The sequence below is a fragment of the Acinetobacter shaoyimingii genome (assembly GCF_011578045.1).
In the GTDB taxonomy this organism is placed as follows: domain Bacteria; phylum Pseudomonadota; class Gammaproteobacteria; order Pseudomonadales; family Moraxellaceae; genus Acinetobacter; species Acinetobacter shaoyimingii.
This window is the reverse complement of the sequence record NZ_CP049801.1, coordinates 1,341,277-1,367,902: the sequence shown is the minus strand read 5'-3', so window position 1 is coordinate 1,367,902 and position 26,626 is coordinate 1,341,277. Positions and strand designations below refer to the sequence as shown.

22 protein-coding genes are annotated in these 26,626 nt (G+C 39.0%); 5 read left to right on the top strand and 17 right to left on the bottom strand.

Annotation, left to right across the window (positions count from 1 at the left end):
- The first annotated feature begins 13 nt into the window (after positions 1 to 13).
- A complete protein-coding gene (locus G8E00_RS06075; RefSeq protein ID WP_406741454.1) occupies positions 14 to 766 on the top strand; it encodes a nitroreductase family protein in 753 nt (250 codons plus the stop codon).
- Here G8E00_RS06075 and G8E00_RS06070 read toward each other — a convergent pair.
- Both G8E00_RS06070 and G8E00_RS06065 read right to left on the bottom strand, forming a co-directional pair.
- Positions 763 to 1,077 carry an NGG1p interacting factor NIF3 gene (locus G8E00_RS06070; protein ID WP_166222689.1) on the bottom strand — a complete coding sequence of 105 codons (315 nt, stop codon included), beginning with the start codon at positions 1,075 to 1,077 and terminating at the stop codon, positions 763 to 765. The two genes, G8E00_RS06075 and G8E00_RS06070, sit on opposite strands and share 4 nt — an antisense overlap.
- Positions 1,070 to 1,978, bottom strand: a complete 909-nt coding sequence (locus G8E00_RS06065; RefSeq protein WP_166222687.1) for a LysR family transcriptional regulator — start codon at positions 1,976 to 1,978, stop codon at positions 1,070 to 1,072. The genes G8E00_RS06070 and G8E00_RS06065 overlap by 8 nt, the downstream gene beginning before the upstream one ends.
- Before the next feature lie 154 nt (positions 1,979 to 2,132).
- Here G8E00_RS06065 and G8E00_RS06060 point away from each other — a divergent pair, with 154 nt between their 5' ends.
- Positions 2,133 to 3,875 carry an FAD-dependent oxidoreductase gene (locus G8E00_RS06060; protein WP_166222685.1) on the top strand — a complete coding sequence of 581 codons (1,743 nt, stop codon included), beginning with the start codon at positions 2,133 to 2,135 and terminating at the stop codon, positions 3,873 to 3,875.
- 147 nt (positions 3,876 to 4,022) lie between these two features.
- Here the strand turns inward: G8E00_RS06060 and G8E00_RS06055 are convergent, their stop codons facing one another.
- Together G8E00_RS06055 and G8E00_RS16480 are read right to left on the bottom strand one after the other, a co-directional pair.
- Positions 4,023 to 5,375 carry an HAD family hydrolase gene (locus G8E00_RS06055; protein ID WP_227591403.1) on the bottom strand — a complete coding sequence of 451 codons (1,353 nt, stop codon included), beginning with the start codon at positions 5,373 to 5,375 and terminating at the stop codon, positions 4,023 to 4,025.
- Between the two features lie 75 nt (positions 5,376 to 5,450).
- Entirely contained in the window at positions 5,451 to 5,579 is a 129-nt protein-coding gene (locus G8E00_RS16480; RefSeq protein ID WP_264821395.1) for a KGW motif small protein, read from the bottom strand.
- Positions 5,580 to 6,087: 508 nt separating this feature from the next.
- Here G8E00_RS16480 and G8E00_RS06050 point away from each other — a divergent pair.
- Positions 6,088 to 6,312 carry a hypothetical protein gene (locus G8E00_RS06050; protein WP_166011473.1) on the top strand — a complete coding sequence of 75 codons (225 nt, stop codon included), beginning with the start codon at positions 6,088 to 6,090 and terminating at the stop codon, positions 6,310 to 6,312.
- 81 nt (positions 6,313 to 6,393) lie between these two features.
- Here the strand turns inward: G8E00_RS06050 and purL are convergent, their stop codons facing one another.
- The 11 genes from purL to G8E00_RS05995 all read right to left on the bottom strand — a co-directional run bounded on the left by purL (position 6,394) and on the right by G8E00_RS05995 (position 20,671).
- Entirely contained in the window at positions 6,394 to 10,227 is a 3,834-nt protein-coding gene (purL, locus tag G8E00_RS06045) for a phosphoribosylformylglycinamidine synthase (RefSeq protein ID WP_166222683.1), read from the bottom strand.
- Between the two features lie 379 nt (positions 10,228 to 10,606).
- Positions 10,607 to 11,494, bottom strand: coding sequence for a M20/M25/M40 family metallo-hydrolase (locus tag G8E00_RS06040; protein ID WP_406741463.1), 888 nt, complete (start codon positions 11,492 to 11,494; stop codon positions 10,607 to 10,609).
- A 279-nt stretch (positions 11,495 to 11,773) separates the two neighbouring features.
- Complete coding sequence (locus G8E00_RS06035) at positions 11,774 to 12,637, bottom strand: cysteine ABC transporter substrate-binding protein (protein ID WP_166222679.1); 864 nt, start codon at positions 12,635 to 12,637, stop codon at positions 11,774 to 11,776.
- Between the two features lie 26 nt (positions 12,638 to 12,663).
- Positions 12,664 to 13,515, bottom strand: coding sequence for a transporter substrate-binding domain-containing protein (locus tag G8E00_RS06030; protein ID WP_166222677.1), 852 nt, complete (start codon positions 13,513 to 13,515; stop codon positions 12,664 to 12,666).
- A 28-nt stretch (positions 13,516 to 13,543) separates the two neighbouring features.
- Positions 13,544 to 14,275, bottom strand: coding sequence for an amino acid ABC transporter ATP-binding protein (locus G8E00_RS06025; RefSeq protein ID WP_166222675.1), 732 nt, complete (start codon positions 14,273 to 14,275; stop codon positions 13,544 to 13,546).
- Positions 14,276 to 14,278: 3 nt separating this feature from the next.
- Positions 14,279 to 14,944 carry an amino acid ABC transporter permease gene (locus G8E00_RS06020; protein ID WP_166222673.1) on the bottom strand — a complete coding sequence of 222 codons (666 nt, stop codon included), beginning with the start codon at positions 14,942 to 14,944 and terminating at the stop codon, positions 14,279 to 14,281.
- Positions 14,934 to 15,593: an amino acid ABC transporter permease gene (locus tag G8E00_RS06015; RefSeq protein ID WP_166222671.1), complete on the bottom strand. Its 660-nt coding sequence runs from the start codon at positions 15,591 to 15,593 to the stop codon at positions 14,934 to 14,936. Before G8E00_RS06015 ends, G8E00_RS06020 begins: the two co-directional genes overlap by 11 nt.
- 227 nt (positions 15,594 to 15,820) lie before the next feature.
- On the bottom strand, positions 15,821 to 16,747 hold the full coding sequence (pstB, locus tag G8E00_RS06010; RefSeq protein WP_166222669.1) for a phosphate ABC transporter ATP-binding protein PstB: 927 nt from the start codon (positions 16,745 to 16,747) through the stop codon (positions 15,821 to 15,823).
- Between the two features lie 14 nt (positions 16,748 to 16,761).
- Entirely contained in the window at positions 16,762 to 18,153 is a 1,392-nt protein-coding gene (gene pstA, locus G8E00_RS06005; RefSeq protein WP_166222667.1) for a phosphate ABC transporter permease PstA, read from the bottom strand.
- Positions 18,153 to 19,532, bottom strand: a complete 1,380-nt coding sequence (gene pstC, locus G8E00_RS06000; protein ID WP_166222665.1) for a phosphate ABC transporter permease subunit PstC — start codon at positions 19,530 to 19,532, stop codon at positions 18,153 to 18,155. Before pstC ends, pstA begins: the two co-directional genes overlap by 1 nt.
- Positions 19,533 to 19,642: 110 nt before the next feature.
- The gene (locus G8E00_RS05995) at positions 19,643 to 20,671 is read right to left on the bottom strand and encodes a substrate-binding domain-containing protein (RefSeq protein WP_166011496.1); all 1,029 of its coding nucleotides are present in this window, start codon (positions 20,669 to 20,671) and stop codon (positions 19,643 to 19,645) included.
- Positions 20,672 to 21,045: 374 nt separating this feature from the next.
- Between G8E00_RS05995 and G8E00_RS05990 the strand changes: the two genes are divergently transcribed.
- Together G8E00_RS05990 and G8E00_RS05985 are read left to right on the top strand one after the other, a co-directional pair.
- The gene (locus G8E00_RS05990; protein ID WP_166222663.1) at positions 21,046 to 21,411 is read left to right on the top strand and encodes a hypothetical protein; all 366 of its coding nucleotides are present in this window, start codon (positions 21,046 to 21,048) and stop codon (positions 21,409 to 21,411) included.
- Positions 21,412 to 21,577: 166 nt separating this feature from the next.
- Positions 21,578 to 22,624: a Rieske 2Fe-2S domain-containing protein gene (locus G8E00_RS05985; RefSeq protein ID WP_166222660.1), complete on the top strand. Its 1,047-nt coding sequence runs from the start codon at positions 21,578 to 21,580 to the stop codon at positions 22,622 to 22,624.
- A 642-nt stretch (positions 22,625 to 23,266) separates the two neighbouring features.
- Here G8E00_RS05985 and G8E00_RS05980 read toward each other — a convergent pair.
- Together G8E00_RS05980 and G8E00_RS05975 are read right to left on the bottom strand one after the other, a co-directional pair.
- Positions 23,267 to 24,799 (bottom strand): pyridoxal phosphate-dependent decarboxylase family protein, encoded by a 1,533-nt coding sequence (locus G8E00_RS05980; protein ID WP_166222658.1) that lies wholly within the window; start codon positions 24,797 to 24,799, stop codon positions 23,267 to 23,269.
- A gap of 2 nt (positions 24,800 to 24,801) precedes the next feature.
- Complete coding sequence (locus tag G8E00_RS05975) at positions 24,802 to 26,175, bottom strand: diaminobutyrate--2-oxoglutarate transaminase (RefSeq protein ID WP_166011504.1); 1,374 nt, start codon at positions 26,173 to 26,175, stop codon at positions 24,802 to 24,804.
- Positions 26,176 to 26,626 lie beyond the last annotated feature (451 nt).

Here is a 26,626-nt window from a genome sequence, read left to right as displayed (position 1 = left end):
GATGTCTAAACCCATGTCGACTCCCGAAAAGAAACGCTATATTGAAGTTGCACCAGAAAACATTGATGTTGAAAACTTTAAAAGCGTGATCAAAAGCCGTCGTTCAGTACGTAAATTTACCGAAAAATCCATTCCAAGTGATGTTCTTGATGATTGTTTAAATTTGGCTCTCCTTGCGCCAAACTCATCGAATCTTCAGCCTTGGACGTTTTATGTGGTTCAAAATCCAGCAAAGAAAAAACTGTTGGTCAAAGCCTGTTTAAATCAATGGGCGGCAAGAACAGCTTCGGAATTAATCGTGTGTGTGGCACGCACAGATCGTATTGATCAAATGGCGAAAAAGAATATTAGCGAATTTCCGTTTCCAGAAATTCCACCTTTGGTGAAAAAGTATTACACCTATATTCCATTGAATTATAAAACGGGTTATTTCAACGCACTGGGTAACTTTAAGAAAGTGGCTTACAAAGTTGCACGTACACTCGATAAACAAATGCCTGTAACTGCATTCAACCCTGCCGATGCCTTACTTTGGGCAAGTAAAACTACGGCTTTAGCATGTGAGAACCTGGTTTTAGCGCTTCGTGCTTATGGTTTCGACAGCTGTATGATGGAAGGTTTTGATGAGCCTTTGGTCCGTAAAATTTTAGGCTTAAATGATCAACAATACCCAATCATGGTGATTGCTGCAGGTGAACGTGCGGAAGATGGTGTATTCTTCCCACAGTATCGCTTTGACCGTGATTTATTTATTCAAAAAGTTTAATCAATCTCAATAATTTGAATAAATTCAAAGGCAGGCTCTTCATATGGATGGCTTGCCTTTAAAGCATTTGCTACCTGCTTGGCCTTTTCATCTGGCACAATGGTTTCCACACGCCATTCAGGAATTTTTTCTAATTCATCCAATTCACCAATAAATGGATTCGCCCCTTTTACTGGTTTAAATTGACCTGTACCCAATACTTGCCACGCACAATGCTGGTAATTGCCTATCCCCCCTGCACCTGCTTCAAATATGGCAAGTTTGGTAGATTCAAGATGGGATTCTGGAACGTAATAGATCAATTTAAGCATCTAGCAACTCCGTTATAGGTTTCAATTGTGCGCTTTGCTTTAATGCATCCGCAATCATTTTTAAAGCGACATTGTTTGAAGCCCGATGATAAGTTGCATATAAACCTAATTGGGGTAATTGCACATCTGTTTTTATGATTTTGACATTATGATTGAGAAATTTAAGTAAATACTCAGGTGCAAAGCTAAAACCCATTCCCATATTAATCAAGTTGATATGTTGTAATACATTGGTCACCCACAGCATTTGATCCTGCTGTCTTTGCTCAAATGACAAAAGATGATTCAATTTGTCATAAAAGATTGGGGATGCCATTTGTTCACACATAATAATATTATGATTATTCAGTTCTTGTAATTTCAATACTCGATTTGATGGGTGTAGATGATCTGCTGCGACCAAATAAATCTGCTCAGTCAAAATATGAATATTTATATAATCTTCATGGGCTAATTCATAACGCGTAAAACTAATATCCAATTCTGCATTTCTAAGTTTTTGAATTTGTTCGGTACAGGTCAAACTATGAAAATGAATTTTTAAATCAGGTATATGTTGCTTCAACTGCGCGAGAATGTTTGGCATAACTTTGAGTTCAGCCACATTTAAAAATCCGATATGAATCTGATTATTTTTCTGTTGTGCCACCTGACGTGCAGCAGCTATGGCCTTTTTAGCATTGTCCAAGGTCAACTCTGCATATTGTAAAAAAGCTTCTCCTTCATCGGTTAACTTTACTTTTCGGGTCGTACGATCAAATAAAGACACACCCACCTCTTGCTCTAAGTCTTTAATTTGCTGACTTAAAGAAGGTTGGGCTGTATACAGTTTTTCTGCTGCTTTGGTAAAACTCTGTTCTTTTGCAACTGTCATAAAATAGCGTAAATGTCGCAGTTCCATTGCATACCTCTGTGTCCAATTGCAACATTAAATGTTGATGCAGTCAAAAAACCAATTTATCTATAGTTTATATGAATATTCATTCAACACATAAAAAGATTTACCTAGACTTCAACACATTAACGCATTTGCAGTTCAGCACAGGGAGTCTTTGATGACGCAACATTACGACACTGATGTTTTAATCATTGGTACAGGACCTGCAGGTTCAACATTAGGTTTGGCCTTGGCAAATTATGGTGTAAAAGTTCAACTTTTTACTCAGTTTTCTTGGTTAGCCAATAGCCCTCGTGCCCATATTACCAATCAACGTGCTATGGAAGTTTTACGTGATTTAGGTATTGAAGATCAAGTAAAACAGATTGCTACCCCATGGGATCAAATGGGCGAAAGCTTGATCACCACCAGTTTGGTCGGTGAAGAAATTGCACGATTAAGTGCTTGGGGGACAGGTGATGAACGTCATGGCGATTATATTCAGGGCAGTCCTTGTCCTCTTGTTGACTTAATCCAGCCGAAAATGGAAGCGCTTTTGGTCAAAAATGCTGCTGAACGTGGTGCAATCTATAATTTTAATACTGAATATCTCTCTCATGAGCAAGATGAATCAGGTGTAACCGCAACATTTTTAAATCGTATCACCAACACTGAATTTAGCTTACGTGCCAAATACTTAGTCGGTATGGATGGTGCAAAATCTCGTGTACTTGAACAGCTCAATCTTCCGCTTGAAGGGATTATGGCGCGTGCAGGTACAGTTTATGTCACCTTTAAAGCCGATTTATCTGAATATGTAAAAAACCGTCCTGCAATTTTGCAGTGGATTGTTAATCCAGAAGCAAGTTTTGGTGATCTAGGCATGGGCTTACTTCGTGCCATCACCCCTTGGAATGAGTGGATTATGGGTTGGGGTTTTGATATTTCTAAAGGCGAACCTCAAGTCACTGAACAACAAGTTAGAGCGCGTTTAAATACGTTTGTTGGCACCGAAGTGGAAGATGTCGAAATACAAAAAGTGTCTTATTGGTATGTCAATCAAACGTGGGCAACTGAATATTCTAAAGGTCGCGTATTTTGCGGTGGAGATGCTGTACATCGTCACCCACCTTCAAGTGGTTTAGGTTCAAATACCTGTATGCAAGATGCATTCAATTTAGGGTGGAAACTCGCTTACGCAGTCAAAGGTTGGGCAGACGAATCATTACTGGAATCTTATACCACTGAACGTGCACCTGTGGGCAAACAAATTGTCGCTAGGGCAAACCAATCTCGCTTTGACTATAAACATTTGAAAGAAGTGTTTGGTTTTGACCAAGGCGTAACAACGCAACAACAGATGTTAGATCGTATCTTTGCTGAAGATGAACACGGTGCAGAAATTCGACAAAAATTATTTAAAGCGCTAGAAATTAAGCACTATGAGTTTAATGCGCAAGGTGTCGAATTGAATCAACGCTACGGATCCAATGCGGTAATTGCAGAAATTGAACCTGAAGTTTTCGTAAAAGACGAACAGCTCTACTTACAAGCAACAACTCGCCCAGGTGCAAAAATTCCACATACATGGTTAATTGATGCCAAAGGAAATAAACAATCGACTTTGGATATCACAGGTCATGGACGATTTACTTTATTGACTGGGCTTTCTGGTCAAGGTTGGAAAAAAGCTGTTGATGCGCTGAATTTGCCCTATTTAGACGTTATTCAGATTGGTTGTCGTGACTACCGTGATGTCTATGGCACTTGGAATAAATTATCTGAAATACATGAGTCAGGTGCGATACTCGTTCGTCCAGATGGTTATGTGGCTTGGCGTTATCAAGATTCTACGAACAATGAATTTGATTATTTAAATACATTGAAAGCTGTACTTAAACAGGTTCAATTGACTGTTTAATAAAAGTCGATCAACTAATCTGCGACACGGATGTCGCCCGTCTGACTGTGGGACACGGACGTCCAATCAGACAGACAAAGGATTTGTTAATTCGATCCTTCAAAAATAAGGAGAAAAACAATATAAGTTCCTTTTTTAATCGAATCACTATTTCAAAGCCTTCGCCTCATTTGCACCAAAAGCTAAACTCTTATTCGAAGGAATAAACTCACCTGTATTGGCATCACGCCCTTGTAACAAATATTTAGCATTGGCTTGACCATAAGTATCTACAGCCAATTTTGAAAATTTACCAACATCTGATGTTGGTTTACGCAAACGATTAATAATCAAAACTTTTTCTGTATCTTTAAAATCTTGCATCATATTTTGGTCGCCTTCACTATCCCCAGAAATAAATACAGGACCATAACCATATTTGGAAACCAAAAACTTTTGAATGGTCAGGGTCTTGCCCTTACCTTGAGTTTGGTAATAATCCTGATTAAACACAGGTTTAATACGACCATTCTGATCATGCTTCAATTCCATTGCATAGATATTCTGCTTCGGGACATTAAAACCAATGCTCTTATCTGTGGCTACACCTTTAATCACATCAATAAATGAGGCTGAGCAAACATAGACATCGAAACCATTGTTCATAAAAGCTTGATATAAATTGCGCACATCTTTATAGGGTCTCAAACCATTTTCCCATGTCACCGAAACCGCACCTGCTTTACCTTTCAAGGATTCAGGAGATGTCCAAGTCACAGGACCAATGGCTTGCTTTTGTTGTTGCTGATAAGCCGTCAAAGCCAAGTGACTGACTTCTTCAGGTTTAAATCCAGCAAATAAATACGTCACCCATGGATAAGACACATCATGATCAAAGGTGTCACCGATTGCTGCATAGAGATAGCGCATTTTAGTGATAAAATTTTGATAATGTGGATTTTCTTTGACTTGTGTTAATGTCTTTTTACCTTTAAGACCTACATAGTTCTGATACAACCATGTATAACTTTCAATAATATCGGGTGCTATAGTATTAATGCTGACTGGCTGACCAGCTTTATTATTATAGTCCTCAACAAAGTTTTGCTCGGAAATACCTATTCGAATAATTTTATTCAGCTCAGCAGGTGTCACTTTGAAGTTTAAATTTTCCAGTTGATAAATCAAACTTGCTTCTTCAATGTCTAAAAATACTGAAGTGTTGTCAAAGTCAAAAACCACATAAGGTTTTCTCTTCGGATCATAATTTGGACTTTGATGACCCTTTTCTAAAATTAAACGATTTAACTGCGCATAGTTAAATGCATCCCAATTGCCTTTCTCAAGTGCTGATTGCTTTAATTGAGCATTCGATAACTGCAAAGAATTCGATCTAGAATTTTTAGTTTCTTTTACAGGAATAGTTTGTGTTTCGATGGTTTTAGCATAAATACTCATCGAGCTTAAGCCGAATGAGAGTCCAATCATCATGGCGAGTGATGTTTTTATTGTTTTTTGCATCCTTAATTCCATTTATTCATTTTAGGCAAACTAAAAAATAAATGAACTGAGGTTGGAGAAATGTAGGTTTATATCTTAAGGATGTAACATATAACTCAATAAAAGAAAAAGCATTTGCAAGGCAATGACAGCAGCAAATATTTTCCAGCCCTTTTGTCTTAGGCTCAATTTATCCAATTCATTATATTTATTCACATTAATCATTTTGTCACCTCATTCATCTATGAACATTGATGGAGCAAAATCTATTTTTATATAGATAATTTATATCAAGCAAAAAATAAACCAAGTTTGAAAATGTAAGGATTTATATTTTGGGTAGATTAACCATAGAAGAATCATTTATTCAGGGTCATTTTTATTTAATTATTATTTTCAAAGCCTTAATTGAATCCATCATACATGTCTTAACATCGTGAACACTTTAGAGACGTATTGTTTACAAATCCAACATTATCCTATTTTTGAAATACAAATAATTCATATGTCATACAGTCTTAATTAATCTTTACTTTTCATATAAATTTTAAAATCAACTTTCAATAACTTAAGTTAATTTTTCTATTATTTTTCGTCATATACATATGATAATTATTCATTATTTAAAATTAAACCAAACAAACACACAGTCATTTTATTTTCTTATTAGCATGAATAGTGATGTTTTAGACATCATATTAAAAACTGAAATCAAGCAATAAGGAAGTTTAGTATGTTAAACACTGATAGTATAAAAATGAGCAAAGGAAAAATTAAGTTGAGCAAGGATGCTGCTACAAAAGAACTCATTGAACTCACTATGGATGAATTAGCACTCGTATCAGGAGGAGGTACTGATACAGGATGGTCCGTGTGTATTAATTTACCTTTTATCTCAGTTTGTGGCCCTGTCACCTATGATGAACCAGCTAAAAAAATTAAAAAAGTCATGAAATAAATTCTGATAATAATTTATTTTGTGTAAAGATAAAAAAACCGAGTGATGTCTCACTCGGTTTTGTATATTTAACGTTAAAGTTTAACCAATAAACTTACGTGCATTACGGAACATACGTAACCATGCACCATCTTGATCCCAATCTTCAGGTTTCCAAGAATGCTGAATCGCACGGAAGTTACGTTCAGGATGCGGCATCATAATCGTTGCACGACCGTCAACAGATGTCACACCTGAAATGGCTTCAGGAGAACCATTCGGGTTCAATGGATAATGCTGAGTTGCATTACCTTGACTATCCACATAACGTAGAATCACTTGATTGCCCGCATTCAATGCTGCAATACTTGATTCAGGTGCAACCACACGACCTTCACCATGTGCTACTGCAATCGGTAGAATCGAACCATCCATACCTTCAAGCAAAACTGAATTTGATTTTTCAACACGAACATTGACCGCACGCGCTTCAAACATTTCAGAGGTATTACGATGGAAACGTGGCCAATGTTCAGCACCTGGAATTAAAGGCGCAAGTTGTGACAACATTTGACAACCATTACAAATACCTAAAGAGAAGGTATCTTGACGGTTGAAGAATTTCTCAAATTGGTCACGAAGCTTTGGATTGAACAGAACTGATTTTGCCCAGCCACCGCCAGCGCCAAGCACGTCACCGTAAGAGAAACCACCACATGCCACCAAGCCTTCGAAGTCATCAAGACTAATACGACCTGCAAGCAAATCACTCATGTGAACGTCAACGGTATTAAAGCCAACTTTATCAAATGCCGCAGCCATTTCTACATGACCGTTCACACCTTGTTCACGCAGAATCACCATGCTTGGACGGCGTTCATTGATGTACGGCGCTTCAATTTCTTCATTAAGGTCAAAGGTCGGTTTGGCAATTAAACCTTTATGAGATTTATCTGTGATTAAAGCAAATTCTTGGTCTGCAGTTTCAACATTGTCACGTAAACGCTGAATTTGATGAGACACCTCAGTCCACGCAACTTGTAAATCGCTACGATCAAGACTTAAACCGTTTATCGTTAAAGTATCTGTCGTATTTACAGTACCTACAACTGTAATCGCATCTTTTAAGCTAGATGTTGCAACTTCAGATTCAAGAGTTGCCCAATCCGCTTTAGAAATTTGAAGAACTGCACCAATTTCTTCTGCAAATAACGATTCAACCGATTGATCTTCTAAAGCTACACCTAAGCGTGAAGCAAACATCATTTCTGCAACAGTTGCGATTAAACCACCATCACCAATATCATGGTAGGCTTTGATTAAGCCACGACTATTCCAATCTTGAACCAATGCAAAGAATGCTTTGAAATCATCAAAACTGTCGACATCTGGTGTTACCGAACCAATTGCTTTATAGACTTGCGCTAAAATCGAACCGCCAAGACGGAATTGACCTTTAGACAAATCGATACGTACAAGTACAGATTCAATATTTTTAAGTTCGGGGGTTAAAGTTTTGCGAACATCTGTGACTGGTGCAAATGCGGTAATCACCCCTGTCATTGGCGAAGTGACAGATTTATCAACACCGTCTTCATTCCAAGTGGTACGCATAGATAAAGAATCTTTACCTACCGGAATTGCGATACCCAAAGCAGGACACATTTCCATACCAATGGCTTTTACACCTTCGAATAAGGCTTGGTCTTCACCTTTTTGACCTGCTGCTGCCATCCAGTTTGCAGACAATTTAATGTCGCTAATTTGCTCGATTTTTGCAGACATAATATTCGAAATCGATTCCGCTACTGCCAAGCGCGCGGAAGCTGCAGGATTAAGCAAAGCCACAGGTGGACGTTCACCCATTGCCATTGCTTCACCTGTGTAACCGACTAAGCTTGTTGTTGTTACCGCAGCATCAGCAACTGGAACTTGCCAAGGGCCTACAAACTGATCACGTGCAACCATACCTGTAATTGAACGGTCACCAATAGTGATCAGGAATGATTTAGATGCAACAGTTGGATTTTTAAGTACACGATAAATTGCATCTTTTAGGTCAGTGACTTTTGAAGCTTCGAAATCATCGCCTTTACGTTCAATCGTTTCATAAGAACGACTCATGCGTGGCGTACCACCCAACATGACTTGCATTGGCATATCGACAGCTTTGTTTTCAAATAACGGATCTTCAACTGTTAAATGACGAGCTTCAGTTGCTTCACCCAATACAGCAAACGGACAACGTTCACGCGCACAGATCGATTCGAATAATGGCAATGACTCTGGACGAATCGCTAACACATAACGTTCTTGCGCTTCGTTTGACCAGATTTCCATTGGCGACATCCCTGGCTCAAGCGATGGAATCTTACGAAGATTCAACACTGCACCAAGTTCATGGTCATTCACCAATTCAGGCATTGCATTCGATACGCCGCCCGCACCCACATCATGCACAGACACGATTGGGTTATTGTCTTCAAAGCGCCAACAAGTATCGATCACTTCTTGGCAACGACGTTCCATTTCTGGGTTTTCACGTTGTACAGAAGCAAAGTCAAGATTTTCACCCAATTTACCGCTGTCGACTGAAGATGCTGCACCACCACCTAAACCGATGAGCATTGCAGGTCCACCCAACACGATGAGTAAATCGCCTGGTTGAATGGCATCTTTTTCAACATGGTCAGGACGGATATTACCGTAACCACCCGCAATCATGATTGGCTTATGGAAGCCTTTCACTTCACCATTGACGTTTTGTTCAAAAGTACGGAAATAACCATTGAGCGCAGGACGACCAAATTCGTTGTTAAACGCTGCACCACCCAAAGGCCCTTCAATCATAATCTGAAGTGGAGATGCCATACGAGATGGTTTACCGTAGTGTTCTTCCCAAGGTTGTTCAAAACCTGGAATATTCAAGTTTGAAACTGTAAAACCCGTTAAACCTGCTTTTGGTTTACCACCACGACCTGTTGCACCTTCATCACGGATTTCACCGCCCGAACCTGTCGCAGCACCCGCAAATGGCGCAATCGCAGTTGGATGGTTATGCGTTTCAACTTTCATTAAGATATGGGCAGCTTGGCTCTTATATTTATAAACGTGCTGACCATTTTCTTCTTGAGTTGGATAGAAACGGTGCGTGTCAAAACCCACAATCACTGACGCATTGTCTTTATATGCCGACAAAACATCTGTTGGAGATTCTTTATAAGTATTCTTAATCATTTGGAACAATGACAATGGTTGAACTTCCCCATCGATTGTCCATTCAGAACCAAAGATTTTATGACGGCAATGCTCAGAGTTTGCTTGTGCAAACATCATGAGTTCAATGTCATGCGGGTTACGACCCATCTTGGTAAATGCATCAGTTAAATAATCAATTTCTTCATCTGACAATGCAAAACCAAATTCTGAGTTTGCTTGAACCAGCGCTTCTTTACCTTCACCTAAAATATCGATGCTATTTAAAGGTTTTGGTTCAGTTTCCAAGAACAGTGCTGAAGCATCTTCAATTCGATTGAACACACTTTCAGTCATACGGTCATGTAAGACTTGTTTTACTTCATTTGATACTTCTGAGATACCTTTTAAAGTAAACAAAACACCGCGTTCAAGGCGGTGTATCGGAGTATTACAGTTCGCAAAAATGTCAGTCGCTTTAGATGACCACGGAGAAATCGTACCTAAACGTGGTGTGACTAAAATCTGAACTTCATCACTTGTAGCTTGGCGAATTTCAAAAGATTCACCATCATTGAGTAGCTGTAAAGCAGATTGCTGTTGTTGTTCGTTGAGGGCTTGGTCAAACAAATAGACCCATTGACTTTCTATTGACTGAACAGAACTAATTGACGATAGACGTGAGAGTAGTTGAGTTTGCTTAAAAGAAGAGTGTGCTGGTGCACCGGCCACGATAAACATGCTGATTTTGGCTCCACGGGCTGGTCTTTCGAACCATGCCACAATGTGACTTGAAGAGAGCGCATATTCTACTTCTTATTGACCAAATCAGCTAGATACCAATGCAGGATAATGTAAGGAAATAATCACTGAAAACTGAAGAAAGCTTTTATTTTCAGATAAAAAAATTGAATGTGGTGTCTATGTATGCCTTACTGAGCTTGTATCTAAATAATTCCTATCTCATTCAATACATCACTTTTCACTCTTTATCTTGTTCTAGATTATTTTATTAAAAATTGTTTAATTGGCTAAATCATAGTCGCATGAGTGTTTGTTGGACTTTCAGCAGTCTTTACAACACATGAAAGCCAACATTCTCATTGTTAATTCTGCATGATTATTCTATATGTCCAAGTAAATCATTTAATGCTTCACCTGCAAGCTTTAGAGATTTCGGATCAACTAAATCAATCGTGTCACATGCTTGGTGATAACACGGTGCAAAATAGAGTTCATTTCCTTTCATTTCTTCTTTAAATAAAATGATTGAACTTACAGGAACTTTACCCAAGAAAGGGGCTGTATCACTGGCCGTTAAGATTGAGAGATCTTCTTTAATCTTGAGATTTTTCTGTTTAAAAAAATCTTTTAAGTGATTTTCTAAAGCCAAATCTCCCGCATGTGTTGGCAACCCACGTAATCCATCTGTTAAAGTTTTATAATCCGCTTCTTTCATTCCACGCTCTTTCAGCATTTTCTCCATCTCATCGACTGAAGAATGATCACCATCAGCAATCAGGATGTCTGGATTTTTTGTTCCGACCATATCGAGGTTGATATAAGCTTTAATTTTTTTCAATTGTTCAGACTTTAAGTTTTTAACATAGTCTTGAGAACCTGCAATTCCAACTTCTTCTGAATCCCAAAATGCAAGGTGTAAGGTATGCTTAGGCTGAATTTTATTTTGATGAATCTGATTCATCAGCTCAATTAACACTGCAACACCAGATGCATTATCGTTTATCCCTGGACCACTTTTAACAGAATCATAGTGCGCACCCATCAATACAATCTTGTCTTCAGACTGACCTGGAATTTCGACAATAATGTTTTGCCCCACCGTTTTTTCACGATTTTGAAATGCATAGGTTTTAACGGTAAACCCCGATTTTTGTGCTTGTTCAAGAATATAATTGGCACTGGCTTTTCCCCCCTCAGTCCCTACTGCGCGGTTACCCCCATGCTGTTGCGCTATATCTTGAAATTGTTCTAAATGCTTCATCATATGATCAGCATTAAATTGAATTGTGGGATTTTTTGAAGCTGAAGAGTGCTCACTTGTATCATTTTTACGATCACAAGCGTAAAGTGCCAAAACAGAAGAGAACATTAAAACTTTAAATTTGTGTTTCATTACGCGTATATACCTAGATTTTTTTAATGCTTATCTAGTATTTCATGCCTCAAAAATATTCATATTGAAGTTTTGTGGCGATTCTGAATAAAAAAAGAACAACATATCGTTGTTCTTTTTACTTTGATTTAAAAATGCGGTTTTAATACTTTATTCGACCAATAAATCTTTAGGCTCAATCGTGTCCCCATAAACAGGTTTTAAGGTTTTTTCATATGCTTGTTGAATCACACCTTCTTTCTTGAGCTTTTGCAAATCCTGATTTAACCAATCTAACAATGCGGTGTCGCCTTTTTTCACTGCAGGTGCAATCAACTCTTGCTCACCCAATGATTTGATTGCCACGGTAAAATTCGGATTTTCTTTTGCCCATGCCAAGACCAGTAAATTATCATGTGCCAATGCCACACCACGCTTATCTTTTAATGCATCAAAAGTTTCAGTGTTTTGTTCATATTTTTGCAGTTTGATGTCAGGATATTTTTTCGTAAAATAGGCATCTGCTGTGGTGCCTTTGTTGACCAATAACACTTTGTCTTTGAGTTGAGCAACATCTGTAATGGGTTGATCTTTAGGTGACACCACACCCAAAGCTACTTTCAAATACGGCGAAGCAAAATCGACGACTTCTTTGCGTTCAGGTGTAACGGTAAAATTGGCAAAAATAATATCCACTTTATTGGCTTTTAAATATTCCACGCGGTTAGCTGCTTCCGTTAAAACAAATTCAACTTTGTTTTCATCACCCAACAAATCTTTCGCGACATGCTTGGCAATCTCGACATCGAAGCCCTGATTTTTACCTTGCGCATCTACATAACCAAACGGCGGTTTATCACTAAATACGCCTATACGTACCACGCCATTTTTCTTGATTTGTTCAATGCTTGAAACTGCTGGTTCTTGTTTAACTTTAGCTTCATCTTTATGTTCTGCATTTTGTCCGCAAGCCATCAAGCCTATACTGAATAGACTGACCACTAATGCACCCTTCATACTGTTTAATACGTTCATGTTATTTCCTTTTCGTTGATGATTTTTTATTTCACTTTTACATCTAAGAAAATTTTGGCATCGACTTTATCACCATAAAGCGGTTTCAAAGTTTGGTTATAAATTTTCTCAATTTCACCCTGATCTCTAAGCTGTTTAATTTCAGTATTCAGCCAATTTAACAGCTCGATATTGCCTTTACGTACAGCAGGCGCAATGAAGTCTTCATTACCAATTTGCGGGATACCGACTACAAAATCTGGATTTTCTGCTGCCCATGCCAACGCATAAGTACTGTCTTGAGAAATGGCATTACCTCGACCATCTTTGAGCGCATTAAAAGCATCGGTATTTTGTTCAAATTTGAGTAATTTGATTTTTGGATAATTTTTAGTAAAGAAACTGTCAGAACTCGAACCTTTATTGACAATTAAAATTTTATTTTCTAGTTGCTCAATGTTGGTAATGGGTGCTGTTTTTGGCGATGTGATTCCTAAGGATGCTTTTAAATACGGTTCAGCAAAGTCGACCACTTGCTGACGTTCAGGTGTGACTGAAAAACTGGCAAAAACCACATCCACTTTATTGGACTTTAAAAATTCCACACGGTTGGCAGCTTCAGTGACAACATATTCAATTTTATTTTCATCGCCCAACAAATCTTTCGCCACATGCTTCGCCAATGCAATATCAAAACCCTGATGTTTGCCTTGGCTGTCGACATATCCAAACGGTGGATTGTCCGCAAATACAGCAACACGAATCACGCCTTTTTTCTTTATCTGTTCAATACTTGAGGTTGAATCTGAAGATGTCGGTTGTGATTTTTCACAAGCAGTGAGTGCCAAAGCTGACACTGTTAAACCACTTGCAATAATGAGAGATTTTAAAGCATTCATTTTATTATCCTTCTAAGGTGTTATTCGCTTAATACGTTAAAATATTTAAAAATGTTCTGGCACGTTCTGTACTCGGTTGTTTGAAAAACACATCTGGTGTGGCTTCTTCAATAATGTTGCCTTTATCCATGAAAATAATACGATCTGCCACTTTTTGTGCAAAGCCCATTTCATGCGTCACAATGAGCATGGTCATTCCCTCTTGCGCCAAGCCTAAAACCACATCCAAAACTTCACGTACCATTTCAGGATCTAGCGCAGCGGTAATTTCATCTAACAAAATGACCTTCGGTTGCATCACCAGCGAACGGACTATGGCAATTCGCTGTTTTTGCCCACCCGATAAATTACGTGGGTAATCCAATTTTCGGTCATACAACCCGACGCGCTTTAATAGCGCATCTGCGACTTGCTCTGCTTCAGCTCGTTGCCGTTTTTGCGCCTGCACAGGACCCAGTAAAATATTGTCAATGACATTCATATGCCCAAATAATTCATAGTTTTGAAACACCATCCCAACATCTTGACGGACTTTGGTCCACTCAACATCTCGACCCAGTACACCCACGCCTTCAAGTCGGATTTCTCCTGCTTGAATCTGTTCCAGTCCATTGATACAACGTAGCAAAGTACTTTTCCCGCAACCTGAAGGTCCAAGAATCACCACCACTTCACCTTGCGACACATTCAGGTTAATGCCTTTTAAAATTTGAGTATCACCAAAGGATTTTTTTAAATTTTTAATTTCGAGTAATGACATGGCTTATTCCCAAATTTTTTCTAAATAACGTGACGCCAAGGACAGCGGATAACAAATGATGAAATACAAAATAAAAATAAAACCGTAGATCCACAAAGATGCATTCGGTACGATTAAAAGTGAATTTTCAATAATCTGTTGTCCAACTTTGAGCACTTCAACCACACCAATCAGTACGGCGAGTGAACTGGTTTTCACCATACGGGTAAACAAGTTGATCACCCCAGGAGTAATACGTTTTAAGCTTTGTGGAAAGACCACATAGGTCAAAACTTGAGTATTGGATAACCCGAGTGCCAAAGCAGAATCTCGCTGATGTTGCTCTATTGAAGTAATGCCCGCCCGGACTAAATCTCCCATTTCCGCAGTGCCCCATAGGACAAAGACGAAAACACAGACCCAAAATGACGAAAACTGCCAGTTAAACCATGTGGCAAAACCAAAATAGAAGATAAACAGTAAAACCAAAATTGGAATAACCCGAATCGCTTCAAGATAGATTCGGCATAGCACCTTGATGATCGGATTTTTGGAGGTCATGATCACACCAAAAATTGCACCTAAAATTGCTGCAAATACCACAGAAATCATGGCAATTTTAATGGTTTGCCAAAGTCCGAACATGAGTCGTTCTAAGTGACTCGGTTGAAATAAAAACTCAATGCCCATGACTGACCCTCCGACTGCGATACTCGAAGTAACTGGTCAAAGCAGAAACTGGCAATAAAATAATTAAATAAGCACAAATCAATAGAAATAAGGCTTCAGTGGTTTTGTAATCCATACCAATTAAATCTTTAGTCACAAAGAGTAATTCGACAATGGCTATGGCACTTAATACGGAGCTTTCTTTAATTAAAAATAAGCAATTTGCACCAATGGCAGGAATAGACACGGCCAACGCTTGCGGCAAAGTCACAAAACGAAATACTTGAAAAGCATTTAATCCAACACTTTTGGCTGAATCGATTTGACCTTTAGATACAGATTGCAAGCCGCCTCGAAAAACCTCAGCCATATAACCGCCACCAAGGAAAGTAAGACCAATGATGCCGCAAGTCATGCCATCAAGACGAATGCCCAATTTCGGTAAACCGTAATACAGAAAAAACAATTGAATCAGTAAAGGCGTATTACGTGAAAGTTCGATGTAAATAGCAGTGAGTTTATCCAATACAGGATATTTATAAGTCAAAATAATACTGGCAATCAGCCCCACGCCAATCGAAAGCACGATACTGATGAGAGAAATTTTTAAAGTGGTCAAAGTTGCTGCAACAAACTGTGGCCAGACACCGTGTATATAGAGCCAATCCAATGTGACCTTCCAAATATTGAAATATGAGATGTTCGATGAATGATTTAATTCTTATCTGGCCTTATAGTTTATTTTCATAAACAAAATCTAAAACCATTTTTTATAGATAAGCTTTTCTAAAATAATGCTTGTAGAGCAAATAAACTGTAGGAAATGCTTATTTGAAATGTATATATTGAAGCCATAAAAAAAGAGCCCGAAGGCTCTTTCTAAAATCTAAACTTGTATTAACCAAAACGCCCTGTAATATAAGCTTCAGTCAATTGATGATCAGGCTGAGTAAACACTTTCTCAGTTGAATTCACTTCAATCAAATCACCCAAATGGAAATATGCAGTTCGATCTGAAACACGTGCAGCTTGTTGCATGGAATGCGTGACTATAGCAATGGTATATTGAGTTGAAAGCTCAGAAATCAGCTCTTCTACTTTAGCCGTCGCAATCGGATCTAATGCTGAACATGGTTCATCCATTAAAATAACTTCAGGACTCACTGCAATGGTTCTGGCGATACATAAACGTTGTTGTTGACCACCAGACAGACCCGTTCCTGCTTGACTGAGTCGATCTTTCACTTCATCCCATAGACCAGCTTTACGCAAACTATTTTCAACAATTTCTTCTAAATCGTATTTATCCCGTGCTAAACCATGCAGTTTTGGACCATAGGCAACATTGTCAAAAATTGATTTTGGGAAAGGATTGGGTTTTTGAAAGACCATACCGACTTGCGCACGTAGCAAGACCACATCAAGATTTGGATCATAAATATCTTGGTTATCTAACAACACTTTGCCCTTGACTCGACACGAATCAATGGTGTCATTCATACGGTTTAAAGTCCGTAAGAAAGTCGACTTACCACAACCAGACGGCCCAATAAAAGCAATCACTTCATTTTCATAAATGTTGAGGTCAATACCTTTGATGGCTTCAGATTCACCATAAAATACATGTACATCCGAAGCACTCATTTTTACGGTATTAGTATGAGATGCCTTTTTCTCAGTATGTTGATTTTGATCAAATTGTGAAGTGAAAGATTGCGCTGTGCGTTTATGTTCAGCTTCTGGCACATTCAAGTGAGTTTGTTCTGGATTCACGTGTTTATCCTGATCTAAGGCATTTGTTTTTATTACAGTCACAGTATTCATAATTTTGTCCTTGATTACCATCGAACTTCAAATTTCTTACGTAACCAAATTGCAATGCTGTTTAAACCCACCATCAGTGCCAGTAATACGATAATGGCTGCAGCGGTACGACCTTCGAAGAAATTACGAAGCTCATTGCCCTGCCATAAGAAAATCTGTACAGGTAATGCACTCGATTGATCAAGTGGCGTTGCTGGAACACTGGCAACGAATGCACTCATCCCTATCAGCAATAACGGCGCTGTTTCACCCAAAGCCTGTGCCACTCCAATAATTGCCCCCGTTAAAATACCTGGTAAGGCAAGCGGTAATACATGGTGAAAGACAGTTTGCAAACGAGACGCCCCTAAGCCCAATGCAGCTTGGCGAATTGATGGTGGAACAGCTTTAAGCGCAGCACGAGTGGTGATGATTACAGTGGGTAATGTCATGAGACTTAGAACCAGACCACCCACTAATGGCGCTGAAAGTGGCAGATGCATCCAACCAATAAAAATAGCTGCACCGAGTAAACCGAATACAATTGAAGGTACAGCGGCAAGGTTATTGATATTGACTTCTATAATATCTGTAATGACATTTTTCGGTGCAAATTCTTCTAAATAGATTGCGGATGCAACCCCGATTGGAATCGAGATAAAAATCACGATCAACATCATAAACAATGAACCGACAAATGCCCCTGCCAATCCTGACGTTGCTGGAGAACTTCGCGAATCTGGTCGTGAAAAAATATCAGTATTAAATGTATTTTCAATAATACCTTTAGCTTTTAAATCATCCGCAATTTGACGAATTTCAGGACTGAGTTGCTGCTGCTCATCTGGCAGTGATCGATCAATATTCCCTGCCAACCACACATCAACATTGGCATCTGCAAGAATTTTAATCTCTTGTTTTTTACCAATGAGTGATGGATCTTGCATCACCATATCTCGAATCCGATAGGCTTCTGAACTGGTATATAAACTCGATAGCTCGTCACGCTTTGCTGCCAGTGATGGATCTTTGGCTACAATGCCATTGACCAAAATGGCATCCCAGTCAACCATACCCATTTCAGTCTGCCATGCAATTTTTCGCTCTTCAAATTGTGCGGGTGACTCATTATTGCTACGTATGGGTTGTTTAGATACTTCAATAATATTCGGATCAAAATAAATTGGAAGACTTAGGCTATTTTGCCAAAAAGCAGGAATACCTTTGATCAAAATACTGCCAAAAAGCAGAACCACAAAGAATAAGCCCGTAATAACTGCAGCTAAACCAAAGAACTTAAATGCTTTTTCTTTACGATGGCGCTTAGCCAATGAACTGGCAATTTTACGATTACGCTTTTCACGTAATTCTGCTGCTGTCGCTGCATCAAATGGCTGATCGATGGAAGATGGATGAGATGTTGTCATTAGTCGTATTGCTCGCGATATTTACGCACGATATACAGTGCAACTATGTTTAAACCCAAGGTAATCACAAACAGCGTTAGACCTAAGGCAAATGCGACTAAAGCTTGTGGGCTTGCAAAGTCAGTATCACCTGTCAATTGATTGACAATGGTGATGGTGACAGTCGAAATTGCCTCTAAAGGATTGGCATGTAGTAAAGGACTATTGCCAGCTGCTAAAACTACAATCATCGTCTCGCCTATGGCACGAGAAGCTGCCAATAGGAACGCACCAATGATCCCCGGCAATGCTGCTGGAAGTACAACTTGGCGTATGGTTTCCGATTTGGTCGCACCCAGTCCCAATGATCCATCACGCATAGCACGTGGTACTTGAGTAATAATGTCATCTGACAATGAAGAAACAAAAGGAATTATCATAATGCCCATGACCAGACCTGCTGTAAGTGCACTGGTGGCATTAATATCAATGCCGATCATGGCACCTAAGCTTTTTAAAAATGGGCCAATCACCATTAATGCAAATACACCATAAACAATGGTCGGAATACCTGCTAAAACTTCAATTGCTGGTTTTGCCCATGAGCGAAAATTTGGAGATGCATACTCGGCTAAATAAATGGCGATCATCAGCCCTACTGGTACAGCAACAAATAATGCGATGCCACTGACCATAAGTGTTCCCCAAAGCAGGGGCAACAGACCATAACTGCCTTCGGCACTACCCGATGTACTAAATCCAGGGTTCCACTCGGTTCCAAAGAAGAAACTCATGGGACTTACAAATTGAAAAAAGCGCATGGCTTCGCTAAACATCGACATTACAATGCCAATGGTGGTGAGAATCGCCACACCAGAACACAGTGCCAATCCAATATTGAGAATTTTTTCAACTTGATTACGCGCACGGTATTGCACCAAAACACGTTTTTTGGCAATCACCAGACCAATTAAGGCTATACAAAGCACCACCAATAATTTTGCATAATTAGCAATGCTTTGAAATTTTGCTAACTGTTCTGCAGCTTTAATTTCATAAGGCAATGCTTGATCACTGACGCCAAATCCAGAAGCGATGGCTTGAACCCGATCAATTAGAACACTTAAACTTGCAGGATCTAGTGTTGATGCGATCTGTGTCGGAACCTGATTGATCACAATTTGCTTCATCAGATTAGGCTCAACAATATTCCAAACCAATAAAACCAAGAACGCAGGAATACCACACCATAAAGCCACTAAAGCACCGTAGTAACCTGGGCGTGAATGCAGCATTGCCGAATTGTTACCTTGTCCAGCTAATGCCCGACTTTTGCGTAAGCCAATTTGATATGCAATAGCAACAATGGCCAGTAACACACCGATGAGGAGCAAATTCATGTATTCTCCACGATCCTGTTAAGTGATATTCCATGTTTTATTTTGAAGGTTGATGATGTACGTATTCGATTCATCATCAACCCAGTCGTAATCATGTGTTGCATGTTCAATTAAAGCTTAACGGCTTTACCAGCTTTAATATTTGCTACTACTTGTGCACGCTCTTTATCCGATAGTGAAATAAGTCCTGCTTTTTCTAACTTAGAGCCTTTTCCTGACACTTTCTTATTTAAAAAGTATTCCGCGAATTGTGGCAACCCTTTAATAGCTTTCAGATGCTCACCTTTGACATAGAAATACAATGGACGTGAAACAGGATAAGATCCATTTAAAATGGTTTGTTCTGATGGGATTACATTATTCACTGTTGCAACACGTAATTTATCTCGGTTTTGGTCATAAAAACCTAATCCGAACACGCCAACAGCATTTGGCGAAGTTTTTAAACGTGCCAGTGTTTCTGTATAGTCACCTGAAATTTCAACCACACGACCATCTTTACGGAAAGTGGTACAGGCTTTCTTTTGTGCATCTTTGTCGAGCTTTTTAATCGCTTCATAAGACTCACAACCTGCATCAACCATTTTTTCTTGGAACACTTCACGAGTACCATGATTCGATGCTGGGATCACTAAAGTAATTGGCTCATTGGGCAATGATTTGTCAATTTGATTCCAATGCGTATATGGATTTGCCACCATTTTGCCATTTGAAGGTAACTGTGCCGCAAGAGCCGCATAGACATGCTGTGGGCGTAATTTAAATGCAGCCTTTTTTAAATTGGATGCAAATACAATACCGTCATAACCAATTTTCACTTCTACGATTTGATTCACACCTGCTTTTTTACACGCAGCTAACTCTGTATCTTTTATTTTTCGAGAAGCATTAGCAATATCAATGGTGTTATCACCCAATCCTGCACAAAACTGTTTTAAACCACCTGAAGTTCCACCTGACCCAACCACTGGCGTTTTAAACTGAGTAAAGGTATTTCCAAATTCCTCAGCCACAATACTGGCATAAGGTAAAACCGTAGAAGAACCCGCAATTTGAATCGTATCACGAGCAGCTTGAGCTGTTGTGGTAATGGCTGCCCCAGACAATAACAATGCAAGAGTTAAATGATTAATACGCATGTTTGATCTCTCTCAAGTAATGCAAAATGGAGTACTTAACTTTATTGTTCAGTGTTGTACTTTTTCCGTTATTTGCATTTTGATTTGATAATATGACAGCCAAGTTACAGAGATATGACGGTTTGATGATATGTGTTTTTCAGTTTAATACTTTTAAATTTCATTATGATTTTCAATCATTCATATTTATTTTCATGATTCGAATATAAATAAAACCTTTAAATTGTTTGTGACAAAATATGTAATCGTTGTGAGTTTTTAACTGTGGCACTCAGTACGACAAATGCTGTCGGCGTCATTTAGATCTAGAGGTTCAATTGATTTATTATGGCTGTGATCGGTCAAATCACATGAAACTCAATATAAGAAACCCAATGAAAGAAAATCTTAAACTCAATAACCAAGCTTGGCATGAAACCTATTTAAAAATGATTGGTACAACCAGTACCATTACATTGCTCATTAGCATGAGTAGCGTACTGATCTACCTATTACTGAGGCAAATTCATGGTCATGATCTTATTCAATTGATGATTATCAGTTTTAGTTTCATCTCATTTTTTATTTTGATTGCACAGACTCTGCGCTCGATGTACAAAATTTATCATGTGCCTTTAATCTTAAATTGCCCTCAGACCTATCAAAAAATCATCATGTTCTGTAGTAATTTTTCTTTGGCTTTAATCATTCTTGCCTCATATTTCATTAGCCTCAATCAAATGCTAAAAACAATTTATTGATCAGCCTACTACTCTTCTAGAAATAAATAATTATATGACTCTAAAATAAAGTCATTTTTAATGTTGTGTTCGATTTTTAAGAACAGTTTCTTGTATTTATTGAAATTTATTTAACACACTAAGCAATCTATAGTAAGTAGACGTTAGAGATTTGGTTTATTTCACAATGACAAATTTAACTCACTATGATCCAGAACTCCCAGTCCATATGACTTTTGCCACCCATGATTGGCATATTTTGGCGCAACATTGGTATCCAATTGCTTTGGGACGTGATGTGTCAGAACAACCCATCGGTACGATGCTGCTCGACATGCCTTTGGTGATCTACAAAATGGGTGATGAACTAATTGTTGCAAAAGACGTCTGTCCACATCGTGGTGTGCCCTTAAGCTTAGGTAAAAATGATGGACAAGGTGTGGTTTGTCGTTATCACGGCTTACGATTTGGCGAGGGCGGAAAATGTAACCGTATCCCTGCACATCCCGAGCAAAAAATCTCTGATCGTTTTCATTTAAAAACTTATGCTGCCGTTGAGCTCTATGGCCTGATTTGGTGTTCTTTAAAAGCTGAAATAGGAAGTACCCCAAATATCCCAACTATGCCACATTGGGAAGATGCTGACTTTCAACAATTGGTTTGTCCTCAAGTCGATATCGCCTGTTTTGCAGGACGCCAACTTGAAGGTTTTATTGATGTTGCACATTTTGCATGGGTTCATCCTGATACCTTTGGCGACCCTGATGATGTTGAAGTACCCGACTATAAAACCAAGGAAACAAGCTATGGTTTTGAAGCAGACTACATCAGTAGCGTTGGGCGTTATCCGATTGGCTTAGATCAACGAGGTCAAGACGATTTTAAATGGTTACGTCATTTTGAAATCAGCCTGCCCTTTACCGCAACTTTGACTATTCATTTTCCAAATGGTGGTCGTCAGGTCATCATGAATTCAGCGTCTCCCTTGACTGCACGTCAAACTCGTTTATTTGCACCCATTTGCCGAAACTATGATAAGGATTTACCCGTTGAAGATGCTTATGATTTTAACCTTAAAATTTTTGAAGAAGATCGTTTGATTGTCGAAAATCAAAAACCTGAATATTTACCGTTGGATTTGTCTTTAGAAGCGCATTTTCCAGCAGATCGAAGTTCAAGTATGTATCGAAAACTTTTAAGGAAGATGGGATTTAGTCCGTTGTTTGCGGCTTGAGTAATATCACCGATTTTGTAAACTTACCCTCATCCTAGCCTTCTCCCAAAGGGAGAAGGGACTACCGAGATTAATTTTAATTAATACTTGATATCATTTGATTTTATTAAATTAATTGCAAAATCAATTTTAACCATCAGATTTTTAATTACGATCAAATCACATGATGGGCGGCATGAATGCCGCACGTTTGACTGTGGGACATGAACATCCCATCAGGCTGATAAAGGATTTTTGTTACTTTACATCCCTGAAAAGTAAATAACACCTACGAATAGGAATTAAAATTTAAAGATCAAATTGAGGTAATGGTTACATTGATCAAATACATCCTCAAATCACAATAGAATCAAACTGTCATTGCGCAGGTAAATTTATACTTTTGAAAGAACAAAAGTATGTAAAATTCTTCTGTTAGGCTAATGCTACATCCCTATAGCACAGCCTAACGGTAGCCTTCATGCCACCTATTGTCATATTAAATTACGAAAGTAAGTATCTAAAGAAACGAACTTAACCCTAATATTGCTACAGTGAATAGCGATAACTATATCACTATGTTGCTGAAGGATAAGAAATAGAAATTCGCCAGACATAAAAAAGGCGCTCAAATGAGCGCCTTTTTTTTACACAAGCAAATGATTAATCAATCGCAGGTGTATATGTACCATCAGCAATTGAACCTTTGATACGATCAGCCTCTGCAAGCACAAGTGCAAGCAAGTTCTTCACGTTGTCTAAAGTCGCAACTGGGCTTAAAGTCGTCATTTTCAATGATTGAACTTGACCTACTTTCGTTACACCAATATTCGCTTCACCACGTGCAAACAATTCGTCCGCAACGTTTTGGTTCAGTGTATCGAGTAATTCTGTAGGATAACCTTCAGGAATCACACGGAACAATACAGAAGCAAATTGCGGATCAACCAACATTTCTAGACCGTCAGTTGCATCGATATACGCTGCAACATCACGAGTAAGACCTACACCGTGATCGATCATTGAACCGTAAAGTTCTTCGCCCAATGCTTCAACTGTCATCCACAATTTGAGCGCATCAAAACGACGTGTGGTTTGTAGAGATTTCGATACAAGGTTAGGAACACCATGCTCTTCATCATAAGCAGAGTTCAAGTACTCAGCTTCATAATGCATAAAGCGATAGTTCGCTTCATCTTTCAGCAAGAATGCGCCACATGAAATCGTTTGGAAATAATGCTTATGGAAATCAAGCGTGACTGAGTCAGAAAGCTCGATACCGTCTAACATAGAACGATAATCGTTAGAAAGAATCAGTGCACCACCCCATGCTGCGTCGATATGCATCCACGCGCCATATTTATTGGTGATTTCACGAATTTCTTTCAGTGGATCAATCGCACCTGCATCTGTTGTACCCGCAGTTGCCACCACACAAGCCACAATCTTACCTTCTGCTTGAAGGTGAGCCATGGTTTTTTCAAGTGCGTCTACATCCATCTGTGCATTGTTGTTCACAGGAACAGTCACCACAGATTGGAAGCCCATACCCATCATCGCCATGTTCTTTTGCACAGAGAAATGTGCATTTTCAGAACAAATGACTTTCACGTTACGCATAGCCTCATTAGGCACGCCATCACGCTGAACAGACCACGGATTACCGTTTTCGTCTTTCCAATTTTTCGCAATGCACGCATCACGCGCAAGCAAAACACCCATTAAGTTCGACTGTGTACCGCCAGAGGTGAATACACCTGCTTGACCTGCACCATAGCCGACTTTTTGGCGAAGCCAGTCGATGAGTTGCACTTCCATCAACGAACCTGCAGGGCTTTGATCCCATGAGTCCATTGATTGATTTGTTGCGTTAATCAACACTTCCGCGATTTGGCTGGTCACCATTGTTGGGCAGTGTAAATGCGCTAAAGAATGAGGATGATGTACCTTTAAGCTTTTATTGAGGAAAAGCTCAACCATACGATCCAAAGATTTTTGTACACCTAAACCTTCTTTTGAAGGATTAAACGAAATCGCAGAGCGAAGCTCTTTAATGCTACCGCCTGTGTACATTTTGTCATTTTGCAACCATGCAGATACAGCTTTTACAGCTGAATCCATCGCTGACTGATAGTCAGCAATGGATTGTGCATCATTACAGAATAACGCTTTACGATGTTCTGCAAAATCCACCATGATTACGCGCCTCGAGTCGCAACAAGAGCTTCAGCAATTGCTTTTTTGAAACGAACAATTACTTCTTCACATTCAGCTTGATTGATGATCAATGGGCACAGTAAACGAATCACAGTCCCGTTACGACCACCTTTTTCCAACAACAATTTGTTGTTGAAACATGCTGCCTGAATTGCTGCTGCAAGTTGAGAATCACCTGGCAATGAACCCATATGATCTGCTTTTTGGCGTTCATCAACGATTTCAACACCAATCATCAAACCACGGCCACGCACGTTACCAATACATGGGAATTCAGACGCCAATTTTTTCAATTCAGCTTGTAAGAAATCACCACGCTCTTGCGCGTTTTGAGCCAAGTTTTGCTCTTTAATCGTTTTGATTGTCGCAAGACCTGTACCCATAGCCAATTGGTTACCACGGAAAGTACCCGTGTGACCTGCTGGCTGCCAAGCATCAAACTTACGTTTAATCCCAAGGACTGCAAGTGGTAAGCTACCACCAACCGCTTTAGACATTACCACAACATCTGGCTCAATCCCTGCATGTTCAAAGGCAAACATTTTGCCTGAACGCGCAAAACCTGCTTGAACTTCATCAAGAATCAGAACAATGTTGTGCTTTTCAGTCACTTCACGAATTTTCTTTAACCATTTTGCAGGTGCTGTTACCACACCGCCTTCACCTTGGATCGCTTCCAAGATTACAGCAGCTGGCTTCGTTACACCACTTTCGACATCTTCAATGAAGTTTTCGAAGTAATAAGTCAAAGCATCTACGCCTGCTTCGCCACCAATGCCCAATGGGCAACGGTATTCATGCGGATAAGGCATAAATTGTACCCCTGGCATCAAGCCATTCACAGAATTCTTCGCTGACAAGTTACCTGTCATTGCGAGTGAACCGTGAGTCATACCGTGATAGCCACCTGAGAAGCTAATCACTGAGCTACGACCAGTGTACGTTTTCGCTAATTTAATTGCTGCTTCTGTACCATCTGCACCAGATGGACCACAGAACTGTAAACAATACTCAGCCTTACCACCTGGTAATTGCTCAAGTAATGCTTCAGTAAATGCATCTTTTAAAGGCGTCGTTAAATCCAAAGTATGCAACGGTAAACCGCTTGCAAGTGTGTCTTGGATACTTTGAATGACCGCAGGATGATTATGGCCTAATGCCAATGTTCCTGCCCCAGCTAAACAATCGAGGTACTCTGTACCTTCAACATCAGTAACCCAACAACCTAAAGCTTTTGCTATCGCAAGTGGAAGTTTCCGTGGATAGCTACGAACATTGGATTCCATCTGACTTTGGCGAGTCAAATAGTATTCGTTAGTAGCATTAGTGGCAGGGTTTACAGAAGAAACGCTCATATCGAATTACCATCTCTGATATGGGTTAATAGAAATAAGTCGGGTGACTTGCGGTCCTTTGACTCGGTGCTTTATAGAGTTTTAGCTCGACAATTTTTTAATCATCAAACTAAGAGGCGGATGATACCTAATTTTTGTAGAAAATAAACAAGTTTAAGTATCAAAAACGCTTAATTACATCAAAAAAACGTAAACGAGATGTAATTCTTTTTAATTATCATCTTACATCGTGACGAAATAAAGAAAACATTATTTTCAGGTCTTTCATCGAAAAAATAGACGTTCAGCATTACCGATAAACAATTTTTACAATAAATTTATGATTTACAATAAAAAATCATCAAAAAAAACATGGCGAATTGGTTAAATTTATTTACAATGTGACCACAGAGTCTTCCCAAAAATACCATAATTACACTCTAAGATAGAACATATCGAAACATCATAACTT